Here is a 14,905-nt window from a genome sequence, read left to right on the forward strand (position 1 = left end):
ACGTGATTAATTTAAATAAAAGATATTTATAAAAAGAATATATTTCTGTTTATATATTTATTAAGCCATTATTATATTGATTAAGGTCTTTAATTAGCTGAATAAGTAGCTGAACTAAAGTATCAAAGTGGCTATTATCCTGGCGAAATGTTTCTAACAAACGAGAATTGCTACTATTGATCGCATTTTTTTGGCTATCAATCGCTGTTTGCAGGCTCTGAAACTCTTGAGCCATAATATCACTACCTTTCCAAGAGGCATTCGTCTTAGCGATTATTGAAAATATTTCTTTTATCGGTTTGTAATCAGGGTGAATATTAATGTGGTTTTGCGTCTCTTTGATAACAAACCCTAACCCACTGAGTTTTTTATTCCAAAATTCAAATACACCCTCTGCTTTTGTAATTTGAATAAGTGGCTTTGCATTTGAAATATCAGTATCAGAGGTTAGATTCCAATCGCCAAAAAATCGGCTTGGATCAGAGCCCGAATATTCTTTATTGGAATATTTTGCTACCACTTCATTTATATCCTTTGCAAAATCTTCAGGAAAGAATTTAATTTTACCATCCTTACCCGCATCCATACGATGTCCCATTTTTCCAATGGCGGTATTAATATCCTGCATATACTTAATTGCTTCTTTAATAATATCCCCATAGGTTTTTTGGTACCCCATATGAATATTCTTGATAAACCCATTTAATGTTCCGATATGCGCTCGAGCATCCTCTATAACTTCTGCTTTCCTCTGTTTTGTTTTGAGGCTATTCACTAAATCTTCTATTTGATTTAAATCGCGTTTTGCCGCCTTCATTTTTGCTGTTATCGACTCGGAAGCCCCATTGACTGCACTTTCGACTTGCTCGTAGGATTTTTGAACAGCAAATGTTGTGGCATTCACTTGAGCCGATTCATCACTTTTCATGGTATCAAACGAAGCATCTAAACTACCTTGCATTGCTCGTGTATCAAAATTTCCCTGTGGATCCTTGAGAGAAAGATCATTTAAATGTGAATGCTGTTGTGTAGGTAAGTAATTAAGCCGATGTTTGCTAGAGATAATTTCCATAATTAACCTCTCACTATGCTTTGCATTGTTCTTAATTGGCTTTCTCGAATATCTCGCAAATGCTCATGCATTTGTTTCACTAAATCTTTATCTTTATCAATCTGTTTATCTTTATCTGAAGAAACTGTGCGTGCAATATCAGCGACGGATTGCTGCTGCATTTTATTTGCTTCTTCTTCTTTAACATTGACTTGGTTGGCTGATGTCGCCATTTGCCCCGCATTGTCAGATAGACGTGAACCTTGCTCTGCAATACTGCTTTTCGTCCGTTCACGGTTCATCACTTGGTCATGTTTTTGCAGCTCTGCTTGCCCTAACTTTTGCGTACGTTGGGCGGCTTCTGTTGTACGTTGATTCGCCAAATTTTGCTGGGACATAGTTGAACTATCCACCATATCAACTGCACGACCATCATTCGTCTTCAAATTTAATGGGTTAGCTGTTTTCGCTGCGTTGCTATTATTCGCAATCCCCGCCAAGCGGTCCGCATTTGCGGTATTTTGGTTTCCCTTAACTAAGTTATTTTTGATCGATAAATTTTGATTCCGTAGTGACTTTAATTGAAATGCAGCCCCTGCACCGCTGATTGCCATCGATGTCGCAAAGCCAATTAATGCGCCTTTAAACATCTCTTTGCCTTCTTTAATAGTCGATTCAGCCGCAGCCTCTGTCATCTTTCCATTTAGGATTAAAAAATCCGCGCTAATGCGGCGATCAGAGATATTCAATTCTGCAACGACTTTGCGAATAATCGACATTAATTCCATTAAAATATCACTACTTGAAATCCCTATAAATTTGCCCGATTTCGCTTCAACGGCTGAAACTGTTTTACTCGATTCAATGTTTTTATCAGATTGATTCGGTAATATATCTTTAAAAAATGAGCTAGCTACCATGACTTGAATTGCCTGAGAAAGCTGCTTGATTTCCATTTTATCGGGTAATTGTGCACCGTGAAAAACCTGCTCAATCGCCGTTTTTTCCTCAGAGAGGACTTTTGTCACTGCTTGCTGAACTTGTTGTGGCGTCAACGTAATAAACTGATAAATATCACTCAGTAATATCGCTTGTTCTTCCTCACCTAGCTGACTTAATGCATTCAATAACTGTGTTAAGTCAATATTCGCATCTCCGGCTGTTAAGCGTGGTTTCTCAGTACCCAGCGCCATCATTTCAGTTGGAAGCACTTGTAAATTGAGTTCTTTTCGTGCTTCAGCGGACACAGTAGTTTGCCCAGTTAGCATGCTCAATACAGCACCGATATTTGGCATCGGCAAAGTTGGTTTATAATTCGTAATATCCATGATTTTCTCTCTCAAAAGTTATGCGTAGCGTGCTGTTAACATGTCTGTCTTGCGACTTGAAGAATCTTTCAGTGACGTCATCATTCCATTAAACATCTCATCGAACTGTTCATAGTTTTTCGACATAGATTTAATGAGTTGATTGATAATGTCGGTAATGACTTCGATAATGCTGCTATTGAGCATCATGCCTGCCAGCAACTCTTTCAAATCACGCAACTTAGCAGCGGAATCCAAACGAAGCCCTCCTGTCGTTGCAGCATTGGAAATAGACAGACCTGCCCCCATTGCCTTCATTCCAACCTCCACTCGCGCCATTGTTGCACTCTGAGTTTTGACACTTTTGATTGTGTTACTCACCGTAGACGCTAACTCAGTCGCATCATCCGTATTATTTGCTACTTGGTTAACTGTTTTAGATACGTCTTTTACATCATCAAATTTGTCTGCTAGCTTGGCGAACTTAGTCAGTTTTGCCGCATTTGTTGCACTGTCAGCGACCGAATCCCCAACATTCACCATTTGCCCGCCAATCGACACTAAATTAGAGGATTTATTAACATTGTTGGTCACTTGGTTTGCAGTGCTCGCCCAATCCTCAACATCATCAAATTTGTCTGCTAGCTTGGCGAACTTAGTCAGTTTTGCCGCACTTGTTGCACTGTCAGCAACCGAATCCCCGACATTCACCATTTGCCCGCCAATCGACACTAAATGAGAGGATTTATTAACATTATTGGTCACTTGATTTACCGTTGTTGCCAAATCCTCAACATCATCAAGTTTGTCTGCAAGCTTGGCGAATTTAGTCAGTTTCGCCATATTATCGACGTTGTCAGCCACAGAATCGCCGACCTTCATTCCCTTGCTACCTATATTTCCTAACGCATTCAATAAACTCTTTGGCATTGCTTTAATGGTATTTTTCAGCAAACTCCCCACATTTTTTAGAAGCAATTGAGCTGCATTTTTAACTGTACTCGCCAGATTTTTAAGCATTGAACCCATTGAAAATAAAGAAATTGCTAAGAAAGCAATAGCGGCAACAATCATGCCAACAATGCTACCGATTTGTTTTGCTTTATCTTCATCCATGCCAAAGCTCACTAGCATATTGGTGACACCCACAGAGATTTCATTCGCCAGCATCTGCATCAAACTTCCATGCCCTGTTTCCTCCAATACAATATCCGCAACAGAGATAGCAATACCCACGGCTGCAACAGCGAGCATTAAAGGGGAAGCCGCCCCAAAGGTTGCGACCGTGGCAATAACTGAAACCGCTAACATCACATAGCTAAAAATTTTGCTGGCACAAGATGCTGCTTTATTTGCATCCGCCGCTTTACGTTCTGCTTCTGCGGCTTCTTTCGCTTTTTTATCAGAGTCTTTACGGGAGGCTTCATTGATTTTCATCATCGTTTCCTCTTGCTCTTTCATATTGCGCAATGAATCTTCATTCATTGCTTTTTTCAATTGTGCCGTCAGCATCGTTAACAGCGCTAAGGTGTTTTCCCACTTCTCACCATCAACTTCTGTCGGGCGCGGTGCCTCATCAATAAACGTATTCAGGTTTTCTCTATGGCTTGAGGATTCTTTGGCCACATCGACAGAAAGGTTTAGAGTGTTGACGAGTTCAGCATCAGAAATAGCAATCTTTTGATTTAGTGCCACACGTTTTTCAGTAAGCTGCCCTTTCAATGAAGAAAGTTGCTGAATCTCGTTGGTTAACTGCGTCAATGAAACAGATAATTCATTTTTTGTTCTCAGTAGATCTCTAGACGTTGCCTTATCTTCCAAGGTAATCGGCGGGGTTGGGACAAGTGTCATTAACTGCTCGACTTCATCCAATTGCATTTGTACTGTTTGTAACTGCGCACCATTGGATTGCAGACCATCTTCTGTTTTAGTCAGTGCCGTATCTATCGTTATAAGCTGCTCATGAGCAACGGCTATCTCTTTTTGTTTTTCCTCGGCCCTGTTCGTTAATTCAGCTAGCTTTAACGTGCTTTGAGAGAAACTCTCCAATAACTGGCTCCCTTTATGACGTAATGATTCAGATTCAAAGTTAATTAGCTGTAAACGACTATTAAGTGCGTTAATATTTCCGTCATGGAGTAATTGGCGTATTGATGCAAATGCTTCAATCAGTGTCGCATTCGCATTAAACTTTGTTTCCTGTTTCACTTCTGCTTGAGCTCGCACTGGAACAGCCGCTCGCGTCATTTTAGGGTGAGTGAGTTTAGGCATACTACTTTCATTACGGTAACGCTTTACCTGCTCATTCGACGCTAACTCCCCACATGCTTCTTCTAAAGCGAGTAACGCTTTGGCACTATCCTCCGCAATACCTAGTGGGTTGCTACCTTGCAAAAACTGGTGGATATTCTGGATACGGCTATCTGTACTTGAGCCTGTAACATGAGACATATTCTCTCCTTTTAAGCTTTATCATTACTCGGTTCAGAAACCGTTTTTTCGACATTATTTTTTAACGCCGTAAGATAAGCCTGTGATTTTTTCTGTAAATCCGCGTCAGCACTGCTTTCTAAAACACTCTCAAAACAATGAAGCGCTGCACTGGCTTTTTTCATCATTAAATTACACTGCCCCGCATGGAATAAAGGTCGATAATCATCTTTAGCTAGCACAAACGCCAAGGCATATAATTCCGTCGCTTTTTCATAACGCTTAGTCAATTGATATACTGCCGCCAATCCCATGACATAATCTGTGTTATAAAAATCATAGATACTTAAAAAACGAAAAAAGGTTTCTGCCTCTTTTAATTTACCCTGCTGATAAAATTCATAAGCATAGGAATAAATGCCATCCATTGTGCTTTGTGGGATCCCATGAATATCTTTATAAGTCGAACCTTCCATCAGAGCAGTCGTAATATTTCCGAGCAATGCTTCCATATCGACATTTTGCCCCTCTAAGTGCTGCGTATTATTCATATATTTACCTTTACGTTAAAATTTAATATATGATGAAAAAATAAACTTTTTTCATCATAATTAATCAAAAAAACCTTCGCTTTAAAAAAACGATTTTATTTATTGAATTATATTTATTATTCATCTGGCTTTATAAATTAGTCGTCTATTTATCAATTTCTTCTTCAAGCAAACTATCAACGTCTACTCCCATGCGAATAAGTTCAACGCGAATTAGCCACGAAACAATATTCATTATTTCTTCTAATCCGGTTTCATCAATAAACCGGTCTTTTTTATAAGATCGCCATATTTTTCTTGCTAATGGAATATCTCTAACAACAGGAACACCCTGCTTTTCTGCATATTTAATAATGGCTTTTGCTTGTAGCCCACGGCTTTTAGAAAATAAAAAAGGAAGTGGTGCAATATCAGGGTCATAATAGATTAATAATGCAATATGGGTTGGATTGGCCATCACAAACGTTGAGTTACGCACATTTGATTTCACCTCTTCAGATAAAAGCTCTTGATGCAAGCCTCGACGTGCACTTTTAATGTGAGGGTCCCCTTCGTTATCCTTATACTCTTTTTTAACCTCTTGTTTTTCCATCTTCAAGTTTTTAATAAACAAGAAAAATTCAGTGGCCATATCGATGACTATTATCAATAATGCAACGGCTAAAAAAACGATAATAAACGTCGTTGATAGACTCGCCCATTGTCTGATCATGCCATCGAGTGCTGTACGATAAAGCATAAAAATCTCGTGCCGCCAGAGGTAAAAAAATATACCTGCGGATATTGCAAAAACAAGTAAATATAAAAATGCTTTCACTAATTCCTTTAGTGAATTAAGCGAAAATATTTTTTTAAACCCCGCAATTGGGTTAAGTTTCGTAACATCAATTTTTACTGCTTCAGTAGCTAACCTAAATCGACTTTGTAATAAAGAAACCAATGTTCCTGCTAAAAAGCAGGCTAATAAAATAGGCAATAGCACACGGATGAAAATAGAAAAAAACTCCCACAATAGCGTGTCTATATGAATATTCGTTGGTGAAATTAATATTTTTTTCGTTAATATAGCCAAATCATTTAAATTTGTTATCCCATCAAAAACAAAAGCACTCACAATAAGCACAATAGCCGCTACCGAATCTTTACTTTTATAGCTCTGCCCTTTTTTTGCTGAATCTTTTATTTTTTTGTCGGTTGGTTTTTCTGTTTTCTCTGCCATCGCTTTCCCCTATATTAAAATTTATTACGTTGAGAGGAACACTCGTGATAGTGGTGACAATGAAATCATATTGACCAAAATGTCAGGCACTTCATTCTGGAAATAAAGTAAAAATACAATAAATGCAATCGTCGACTTTATTGCTAAAGATAATGAAAACGCATTTAATTGTGGGCAAAATCGAGAATATAGCCCTAAAGCGACTTCAGTAATAAACAATGTCACAATGATGGGTGCAGCTAAAATAACACCTTTTACAACCATATTATTTACCCATTCACCTAGGGATAAGCTATTAAATGAAGAAAACCCCTGCCCCAAAGGTAATAAATGATAGCTTTGTGCAAAAATCGTTGAGAGTTGGTACATACCACCTTGGGCCAAAAAAACCATACACACGATATAACTCAAGAAAACAGCAAGTTCCGATGCTTCTGCGCCACTTGCAGGGTCGACAATGCTACTAATGGTTTCCCCTCGTTGAGTATCGATTAACTCCCCGATGATATTCGCTATCATAAAAGGTAAACCCAGTATGAAGGCAAGCACTAAGCCAATAGTGATTTCATAAAGAAAAATTTCAACTAATCCAATGCGTTCCCACTGAACTTCTGCAGTGGAAAAAAATGGCCATAAACCTAAAGCCAAATACACGACCACACAGTTTTTTATTATCCCGCTATTCAGTAACTTGTTACTTAAAAAAGGCAAAAAAAACATCACAGGGGCAATTCGTAACCACGCTAGTGCTAATTTAATCAGTCCCTGTTGAAAGAGAAAAAATAAATATGACGCCAGCGAAATAAACTCCTGGCTCATTAAAATAGCCCCACCGCGGGAATGGCAGTTGTAATTACCTCAATAGCGTAATTCATCACTTTATCGGCTAGCCAACCAGAGATCATAAATAAAGAACCAAATACCGCTAATAACTTCACACCAAAAGGTAAAGTCTGTTCTTGGAGCTGCGTGACGGTTTGAATTAGTCCCACTAATAACCCAACAACCGTAGCAACAATGACAGGGATAGCCGATAAAATAACAATCAATAACATCGCTTTATTACTGGCATAGACAATCTCATCCATCTTATTACCTCACGTCAATGTTGTGCTAATTCAAAATATTGCATCACAAGCCCTTTAGAAATCAGCGTCCAGCCATCAATTGCCACAAAGAGGATCAGTTTTACGGGTACTGATATTGTAACGGGGCTCATCATCATCATCCCAAGTGCAAGCAAAATACTGGAGATCACTAAGTCGATAACAACGAAGGGCAAATAAATATAAAAACCAATTTGAAAAGCAGACTTAATCTCACTGAGTGCATAGGCGGGTAATAATGAAAAAAGTGTTGGCACCGTGCCATCCGCACTAATTTCTTCCTCACTACGCCCTTGCTGAATGGACTCAAAAAAAGTGACTAACTGTGGGTCTGAGTATTTCTGTAAGTAAGTTTTATAACGCCCTAACCCGTCATCCACAAAATGATCAATAGAGTCTATATTGCTAAAATCTACACTTTCTTGACGCATATAATTATTCACATCTTGCAAAACTGGCATCATGACGAAAATAGATAACAATAAAGCAATGGCATTTAATACCATCGTTGAAGGCATTTGTTGTACTCCCATCGCATTACGTACCATAACTAATACAATGGATATTTTTAAATAGCAGGTTCCTGCTGCAATCACAAAAGGAAGTAATGTGGAAAATGCAATTATTGCTAATAATGGAATTTCTTGTGGAACAGTTGGCATATTAAACTCTTTTATCACCAAGGCTAATAATGCGAGTAATTTCCAAACCTAATTCATCGCCATCCCCAATATAAGTTAATTCACCTTCCGCAATTAACTGTTTATTAGCATAGACTTTCACTTCTCGCTCTTTATTTTCACCAATTGAAAAAACAGAGCCCAACTGTATATTACTCAACTCGTTAACTTTAATATCCGTACTTCCTAACACAAAGCTCAGTTGAATAGTCATTTCGTTAATATTAAATGGGCGTACCATTTCATTTTGGTAATCTTCTGTAGATTGAATATTATTTTCGTCATTTTCTGTTGAAATCAGTTCTTCAATCATAAATAGTCCCTCTTCTTGTTTTTGAAAGCGTGCGAATAATTGCCCAGCAATTTTCATGTTCAAGGTTAATTGTTGGATGCACAGCACATCACCTAACGCTAAAGAACTTAATAGCGACGCGCTGATAATGCTGTGCCCTAAAACCCAATCCATAGAAAGTAATAGATTGTCATAGGAATAATGTGCAATATTTCGAGTGGGTAGCCCTTCAAATGGCGCATCTATCAATACCGTGCCAAGTTGATTTTCGAATACAGATAAGCCAAACCTTTCAATCTTATTGTGATTAACAATATCCACTGAATGGCAATAAAGCTGAGTGGTAAAAAAAGATTTATTGTGGTTTTCAAATTCAAATATTTCACACACGCTTTGATCATCTACCGCTTCCCAAGCATAATGCGCTAAATGAGGCCAACGGTGTTGGCACCAACCATGCACATCAATCTTTATTTGAATTTGCTGGTTATCGTTTTTTAAACACACATTAAAATAACGCTTTTCGACATTATCTTTATTAAGAATTGCAGTTGCTTGGTATTGCTTCTCCCAAGCTTTTAGTTGTGTTTCACGTTGGCTAATTCGCCTTATTTTCAACATACTTAATCTTCTTCTTGTTGATTATGTTCCTGCTGCTGGTGATGTTGCCCACGTTCTTGATGCTGTTCTTGTCGAAAATAAACATCGTGTTCACTATTTAGTAAGTGCTTATTTTCTTTTAAGGTTTCTTGCACCTCTCGATTCTGAGTGACCGCAATTAATTCAGTTTTAGTCGCCAGTTCAAATGTGACGGATGGTGCATTTTTCCATTGGTGGAACGTGTAAGTTAATGTTCTTGGCTCATATTCATTTGTAAGTGTTGAGTTAAAAACCGCGTTATGCTCAACCGTTTGATTCATACTCTGAGGGTAAGTTATTCCACCTCGTAATGGCGTAGTCTGAGCTTCCCGATACACTTCACCAACCACATCAAGTTGTGGTGAGCGATTCTGAATGATATTAACGTCTTCAATATCTGCCATCTCTTGTAAAACAGATGCTTTTTTCTCATTTTTCGTCACATCTTGTCCAAAATCAGCCAATATTTGGCTCAATGGCAGTTGTTCATTAAATGCTTTTTTATCCGAAAAATAGGAAGTGTCGCCATCAAGCAAGACATTTTCTTTGCCATGACCAGAATCTATATTCACTGTTTCACGAGGGTTATTTGTCAGATGATGCAGCTCAGATTGAACATGATTAAACACAGTTTCTTGATGGCTATTCAACGCGATATTTACCGTATGGTAATTACGAGTTTCCATATAGGATAACTTTGTACTATCAAGATGTTGACCATCAATCATGCCAAAACTTAGCGGCGTATTTTCAGACATAGTTGCCGTCTGGTTGAGGCTTAATAATGGTTTTGCTGGCAAAGTGTTATCGCGTAATGGGATCACCATTCCCCCGTTGAAATTCACCAATGGAAACCCATCATCAAACTCATGTTGCGCGGTTACTTTTTCACCTGCCGGTGTATCATCATAAGTTGTTTGAATATCATTTATCTCAACAACCTCATTTTGGAGAAAAACTGGCTCATTCCCTTTAGATAACTGAATATTATCAGAGGTATCTTTTATATTAGAAAAAAATAAATTCACATTATTCAAATCAATAAAGTTTGTGTCCTGACTATTAGGTGATACAAAAAAATTCGGTCTTATAACTGAGTCATTAATTTCCTTATTTGGATAAAGAATACTTTCCTGTAGACAATTATTTCTCAGGGTTTCTTTTGGTGTAATACCTGTTTCAATTTCACTTGGCTGAATAGAAATATTCTGTGATACACTTGATGGCATTTTATTTTTGCTCAAACCCGTGATTATTTTTTTAGCCATCATTTGTAAGCTATTATTTTTATCTTCCTTTTTATTTATTAGGGCATAACCCAATATTGTTTCATCCGAGGGTTTTATTATCCCTATATCGGAAGAATTTATAACTATTTCACTCTTAGGTGATTTTATTGCGGACATGAACGAAGAGCTCCTCTATTTCAGTATGCTGTTGCTGCTCTAATTTTAAACGCCGAGTGATCGATTGCTGTTTAAGATATTTTTGGAATTTTTCACACTTACTGTGTAACACTCGTGCCTGCATTGCCATTTGCTTAGCCAAGAGTTGATATTTCTCTATTTGGGTCGACATGGCGTCAATTTCATATTCAAACTGGGCGATATCACCGAGTACTGCCGCTTTCAGTCTTTGGCGTTCCCAAAAAGCAATCGGGCTTAGCTCTTGGGATTTTTCATATAAAGCGACCTGCTCAGATAAAATCAGGATACGATCTCTCATATCTTGAGAAGCACTTTGTAGCGCACTAATTTGCGAATTAAGTTGCCCCTGTTCATAGCGTGTTTTGTCTAAGCGACGTTCAACTAATTGCAATAAATTTTTGACACTCATGACGCCAACTGATTTAAGTCATTTATCAATATTTCAATAGATTGGCTCTCCGTCATACCCTGTCTTAAAAAAAGCTCAATTGCGGCTTGTTTGTTTAATGCTTCATCGTTATCTGTATTTTCCCCACGCTGGTATTCACCGAGGTCAAGATACAACTGGAGTTGTTCAAGCCTGCCTAACATCTCACGAACCCGAGCCGCCGATTGTTGATGCGCAGGTTGCGTGACTTTAGAAAACACACGGCTAATACTGTTTAAAACATCAATGGCAGGATAATGACCGCGACCTGCCAATTTCTGGCTAAGGTAAATATGACCATCCAAAATAGAACGTATCTCATCACCTATCGGATCAGCTTCATCTTCACTTTCTAATAACACAGTATAAAAAGCGGTGATTGACCCATTCTTGAGGCGCCCTGGGCGCTCGAGTAACAGAGGTAATTGTTCAAATACAGAAGCAGGATAACCCCGCCTTGCAGGTAGTTCCCCTGTCGCCAATGCCACATCACGTAAGGCCCTTGCATAACGCGTCATTGAATCCACATAGAGCAGAACGTTTTTCCCTTCATCACGGTAATATTCCGCAATCGTCGTTGCCAATAATGCCGCATTACACCGTTCAACTGGCGGGCTATCTGACGTGGCATACACTAAAATTGTATGCTCAGCCTGAGGTGAAGCTTTCAACTCCTCAATAAATTCAATAACTTCACGGCCACGCTCACCGATTAGCGCCACGACATGGATATCTGCCTCGGCTTGATTAATGATCATATTCATCAGAGACGTTTTCCCGCTTCCCGCAGCGGCAAAAATACCAATACGCTGCCCTTGACCACAGGTTAACAACCCATCAATCGCTCGAACACCTGTAAACAGGGGTTGATCTATTGGTTGCCTTTTAGTGACACTAACAGGTGGATTATCAATACGTTGTAATCGGTTATCAATGTGCGTAACCTCATTTTCATCTTCAGTTAGCCGCCCCACCTCTTCCCCAGCTGCATCAAAAATTTTGCCCGCAAGGTGCCCACCAACAGGAAAAACAAAAGGATAGCCACTAGGCCTGATAACCACTTCACGGGTTAATCCTTGAATACGACCAATCAAACTCAGCACAGCGAGCCCTTCTTTAAAGCCCACAACCTGCGCTTTTGCAATAATGTGAGTATTCGAAATCGACTGCTCGATAAAGCAGATTTCACCAATAAAAACACCCTGCAATGGCGCTTCAATCAGGCTCCCATTAATGCGCACAGGATGTGCGCACATATCGAAAAATTTCATCATTTAAGCGGATAATAATTGGCGTAATTCAATTGCGCGTTCAAAAAATTCTTCAAAGCTATCTGAAAATAGTGACATTTCATTCAATGAAGCTGGTTTCAATACCGCAGATAAAATCAATTCATCCTCAACAAGGTTCAACGCGGGTTGACCTGGTTGAAAATTACGTGGCGGATATTCAATAATGGATTTTAATAATAAAGCACTCACGGAATCGAGAAGGCTATAATTGCATGGCAATAAATTACACCAAATAATGATATCATCCGAAGAGAGGTCAATATTAATTGCAGGCGAATCATTCATTTCTAACTGAATATTTGAATGGCAATCCAGTTGGCTATTAATTAAATCATTGCGCCCCATGACACTTAAGTATTCGTTTAGCACTTCGATAAAACGGTATTTCATATTATATTCCTTATTTAAATGGTTTTAATTACATTGACTTTTATTGTGTCTGAAATCTCATTAAAAGAGAGAACCTCTAGCTCAGGGAAACGTCCTTCTAATATTTTTTTTACAAAACGGCGGATATCAACAGGAACGAGCACATTGATGTCCCTGATTGATAAATAACTGTTCTCTAACGCCAGCTCCGCGGATTGAATTAAGGCATTACTTGCTTCTGGCTCAAGGTGTAAATACACACCACCCGATGATTGACGAATACCTTGGCGAATAGTGTCTTCAAACTCTGAATTAATCATTAAAACATTGAGGCGCCCATCTACTGCAAATCTTGATGAGATATACCTCGCCATCCCACTGCGAATGTGCTCAACAAGCATCAAACTGTCTTTTTCTTTCGGCACCCACTGCACTAAAATTTCAATAATTAATTTCATATTTCGCACTGAAATTTTTTCCATCAATAAACGTTGGAAAACTTCTGTGACTTTCTGCACAGTGGCATGGCGATAACACTCTTTGAGTAATTCAGGATATTTACTATCTAGGTCATCAAGTAAATTTTTGGTTTCTTGAATACCAAAAAATTCATTAATATGGCGCAGCAAAAGTGTGCTAACACAATCAATCATTTCTGAAACATCATCGCGAGAATACAACCCTAGCTGCTCAATATTTTCTTTGTCTTTATTATCAAACCAAATATTTTTTGAGCCATACTCATCCGCATACTCAGTTAAATCAATGCCAAGGTATTTCAATTCATCTGTATTTGACAATAACCGGTGCCCATAAAAGCAAATGTCATATTCCCCTGCCTTTATTTCATTAATTAATATGACTATTTTGTTTTCTTCAATGATCGGTGAGTAATTTATTGCAATATCAGGGATTCGATAGCCATAACGAATAAAAACATCTTTCTTCATACGAGATAGAAAATTATTTTCTTCCAAATGTTCTTTATATACTTGATTCACTGAAATAATAATGGGAAGTGTCTCTGGGATATATTCGTCAATAAAATCTTGGTTAACGCGTTGTGTTTCCCCCTCTGTCGCTTCTGATGTGACGCTTTCTATTTCTTGTTGTTTTTCAGTGGTCATTGTCTTACGCTTTTTATAGTAACGTACGGCAAAAAGCCCAATCAGCAATGCGGAAAGAAATAGAAAAATCGTCGTTGGAAACCCGGGTAAAAACCCCATAAAAAGTACAATCAAAGCGGTAATTAATATCGTAAAATCATTAGCAAATAATTCAGAAACAATATTTTCACCCAAATTTTTATCATTTCCCCCGACACGCGTCACAATGAAGCCCGCACTAATCGAAATCAGTAATGCAGGAATTTGAGCAACTAAACCATCGCCTATCGTTAACAGCGAAAACGTATTTAGCGCTGTCGAAACATCCATACCTTGTTGTGCAGTACCGACAGAGATGCCACCGATTAAGTTAACAAAAATGATCACAATACCCGCAATGGCATCACCTTTGATAAACTTCATGGCGCCATCAAAGGAACCAAATAACTGGCTCTCTTTTTCGAGGTCTCCCCGCTTTTCTTTCACGGTAGCTTCATCAATCACACCCGCACGTAAATCAGCATCAATACTCATTTGTTTGCCCGGCATTGCATCAAGAGAAAACCGCGCAGCCACTTCCGCAATACGCTCAGAACCTTTTGTGATAACAATGAATTGCACAATTGTCACAATGGCAAACACGACCATCCCCACAACGAGGTTATCTTGAATAACGAACTCGCCAAACGTGGCAATAATATCGCCGGCATCGGCTTCTAATAGAATTAAACGGCTTGTACTAATTGATAAGGCCAATCTAAACAATGTACTGATTAATAGGATGGATGGAAACGATTGAAAATTCAGTACTCGAGTAATATAAAAAGAGCTCATAAAAATAAGGACTGAAATCATAATATTCAGACCTATTAATAAATCGACCAAAACTGTTGGTAATGGAATAATTAACATAGCGATAACCATCACCATGATCACTAACACCATTAATTCAGGTCGCTGTCGGATCTGTAATAAAAACCCTGTGATATTTTTCATAGAATGATAAATT

At 38.4% G+C, this 14,905-nt stretch carries 14 protein-coding genes; all 14 read right to left on the reverse strand.

The genetic code is table 11. The features are described 5' to 3' along the window. Nucleotides 1-49: 49 nt before the first annotated feature. Nucleotides 50-1,072, reverse strand: coding sequence for a hypothetical protein (locus AC4IFO_RS09860; RefSeq protein WP_490733912.1), 1,023 nt, complete (start codon nucleotides 1,070-1,072; stop codon nucleotides 50-52). Between the two features lie 2 nt (nucleotides 1,073-1,074). Next, a complete protein-coding gene (locus tag AC4IFO_RS09865; RefSeq protein ID WP_490733914.1) occupies nucleotides 1,075-2,379 on the reverse strand; it encodes an IpaC/SipC family type III secretion system effector in 1,305 nt (434 codons plus the stop codon). A gap of 18 nt (nucleotides 2,380-2,397) precedes the next feature. Further along, a complete protein-coding gene (gene sctE, locus AC4IFO_RS09870) occupies nucleotides 2,398-4,809 on the reverse strand; it encodes a type III secretion system translocon subunit SseC family protein (RefSeq protein ID WP_490733916.1) in 2,412 nt (803 codons plus the stop codon). An 11-nt stretch (nucleotides 4,810-4,820) separates the two neighbouring features. Next, nucleotides 4,821-5,339 (reverse strand): type III secretion system translocator chaperone SicA, encoded by a 519-nt coding sequence (sicA, locus tag AC4IFO_RS09875; protein WP_490733918.1) that lies wholly within the window; start codon nucleotides 5,337-5,339, stop codon nucleotides 4,821-4,823. Between the two features lie 145 nt (nucleotides 5,340-5,484). Then, the gene (locus AC4IFO_RS09880) at nucleotides 5,485-6,558 is read right to left on the reverse strand and encodes an EscU/YscU/HrcU family type III secretion system export apparatus switch protein (RefSeq protein WP_490733920.1); all 1,074 of its coding nucleotides are present in this window, start codon (nucleotides 6,556-6,558) and stop codon (nucleotides 5,485-5,487) included. A 24-nt stretch (nucleotides 6,559-6,582) separates the two neighbouring features. Beyond that, a complete protein-coding gene (gene sctT, locus AC4IFO_RS09885; RefSeq protein WP_490733922.1) occupies nucleotides 6,583-7,377 on the reverse strand; it encodes a type III secretion system export apparatus subunit SctT in 795 nt (264 codons plus the stop codon). Beyond that, nucleotides 7,377-7,646 carry a type III secretion system export apparatus subunit SctS gene (sctS, locus tag AC4IFO_RS09890; protein WP_219245301.1) on the reverse strand — a complete coding sequence of 90 codons (270 nt, stop codon included), beginning with the start codon at nucleotides 7,644-7,646 and terminating at the stop codon, nucleotides 7,377-7,379. Before sctS ends, sctT begins: the two co-directional genes overlap by 1 nt. Nucleotides 7,647-7,660: 14 nt before the next feature. After that, the gene (locus AC4IFO_RS09895) at nucleotides 7,661-8,326 is read right to left on the reverse strand and encodes an EscR/YscR/HrcR family type III secretion system export apparatus protein (protein WP_490733924.1); all 666 of its coding nucleotides are present in this window, start codon (nucleotides 8,324-8,326) and stop codon (nucleotides 7,661-7,663) included. Nucleotide 8,327: 1 nt separating this feature from the next. After that, complete coding sequence (locus AC4IFO_RS09900) at nucleotides 8,328-9,257, reverse strand: FliM/FliN family flagellar motor switch protein (RefSeq protein ID WP_490733926.1); 930 nt, start codon at nucleotides 9,255-9,257, stop codon at nucleotides 8,328-8,330. Between the two features lie 2 nt (nucleotides 9,258-9,259). Then, entirely contained in the window at nucleotides 9,260-10,681 is a 1,422-nt protein-coding gene (locus AC4IFO_RS09905; protein ID WP_490733928.1) for a SpaN/EivJ family type III secretion system needle length determinant, read from the reverse strand. Beyond that, nucleotides 10,659-11,111, reverse strand: a complete 453-nt coding sequence (locus tag AC4IFO_RS09910; protein ID WP_490733930.1) for a hypothetical protein — start codon at nucleotides 11,109-11,111, stop codon at nucleotides 10,659-10,661. The genes AC4IFO_RS09905 and AC4IFO_RS09910 overlap by 23 nt, the downstream gene beginning before the upstream one ends. Next, a complete protein-coding gene (gene sctN, locus AC4IFO_RS09915; protein ID WP_490734102.1) occupies nucleotides 11,108-12,400 on the reverse strand; it encodes a type III secretion system ATPase SctN in 1,293 nt (430 codons plus the stop codon). Before sctN ends, AC4IFO_RS09910 begins: the two co-directional genes overlap by 4 nt. Before the next feature lie 3 nt (nucleotides 12,401-12,403). Continuing rightward, nucleotides 12,404-12,811, reverse strand: a complete 408-nt coding sequence (locus AC4IFO_RS09920) for an InvB/SpaK family type III secretion system chaperone (RefSeq protein WP_490733932.1) — start codon at nucleotides 12,809-12,811, stop codon at nucleotides 12,404-12,406. 14 nt (nucleotides 12,812-12,825) lie between these two features. After that, the gene (locus AC4IFO_RS09925; RefSeq protein ID WP_490733934.1) at nucleotides 12,826-14,892 is read right to left on the reverse strand and encodes an EscV/YscV/HrcV family type III secretion system export apparatus protein; all 2,067 of its coding nucleotides are present in this window, start codon (nucleotides 14,890-14,892) and stop codon (nucleotides 12,826-12,828) included. Nucleotides 14,893-14,905 lie beyond the last annotated feature (13 nt).

The sequence above is a fragment of the Providencia sp. UF-224 genome (assembly GCF_058245955.1).

What these genes read in the sequence shown, in the direction of transcription:
- AC4IFO_RS09925 (WP_490733934.1), bottom strand. Translation starts at nt 14,892, where the DNA reads ATGAAAAATATCACAGGGTTTTTATTACAGATCCGACAGCGACCTGAA.
- sicA (WP_490733918.1), bottom strand. Translation starts at nt 5,339, where the DNA reads ATGAATAATACGCAGCACTTAGAGGGGCAAAATGTCGATATGGAAGCA.
- AC4IFO_RS09900 (WP_490733926.1), bottom strand. Translation starts at nt 9,257, where the DNA reads ATGTTGAAAATAAGGCGAATTAGCCAACGTGAAACACAACTAAAAGCT.
- sctN (WP_490734102.1), bottom strand. Translation starts at nt 12,400, where the DNA reads ATGAAATTTTTCGATATGTGCGCACATCCTGTGCGCATTAATGGGAGC.
- AC4IFO_RS09880 (WP_490733920.1), bottom strand. Translation starts at nt 6,558, where the DNA reads ATGGCAGAGAAAACAGAAAAACCAACCGACAAAAAAATAAAAGATTCA.
- sctE (WP_490733916.1), bottom strand. Translation starts at nt 4,809, where the DNA reads ATGTCTCATGTTACAGGCTCAAGTACAGATAGCCGTATCCAGAATATC.
- AC4IFO_RS09910 (WP_490733930.1), bottom strand. Translation starts at nt 11,111, where the DNA reads ATGAGTGTCAAAAATTTATTGCAATTAGTTGAACGTCGCTTAGACAAA.
- AC4IFO_RS09920 (WP_490733932.1), bottom strand. Translation starts at nt 12,811, where the DNA reads ATGAAATACCGTTTTATCGAAGTGCTAAACGAATACTTAAGTGTCATG.
- AC4IFO_RS09895 (WP_490733924.1), bottom strand. Translation starts at nt 8,326, where the DNA reads ATGCCAACTGTTCCACAAGAAATTCCATTATTAGCAATAATTGCATTT.
- AC4IFO_RS09865 (WP_490733914.1), bottom strand. Translation starts at nt 2,379, where the DNA reads ATGGATATTACGAATTATAAACCAACTTTGCCGATGCCAAATATCGGT.
- AC4IFO_RS09860 (WP_490733912.1), bottom strand. Translation starts at nt 1,072, where the DNA reads ATGGAAATTATCTCTAGCAAACATCGGCTTAATTACTTACCTACACAA.
- sctT (WP_490733922.1), bottom strand. Translation starts at nt 7,377, where the DNA reads ATGAGCCAGGAGTTTATTTCGCTGGCGTCATATTTATTTTTTCTCTTT.
- sctS (WP_219245301.1), bottom strand. Translation starts at nt 7,646, where the DNA reads ATGGATGAGATTGTCTATGCCAGTAATAAAGCGATGTTATTGATTGTT.
- AC4IFO_RS09905 (WP_490733928.1), bottom strand. Translation starts at nt 10,681, where the DNA reads ATGTCCGCAATAAAATCACCTAAGAGTGAAATAGTTATAAATTCTTCC.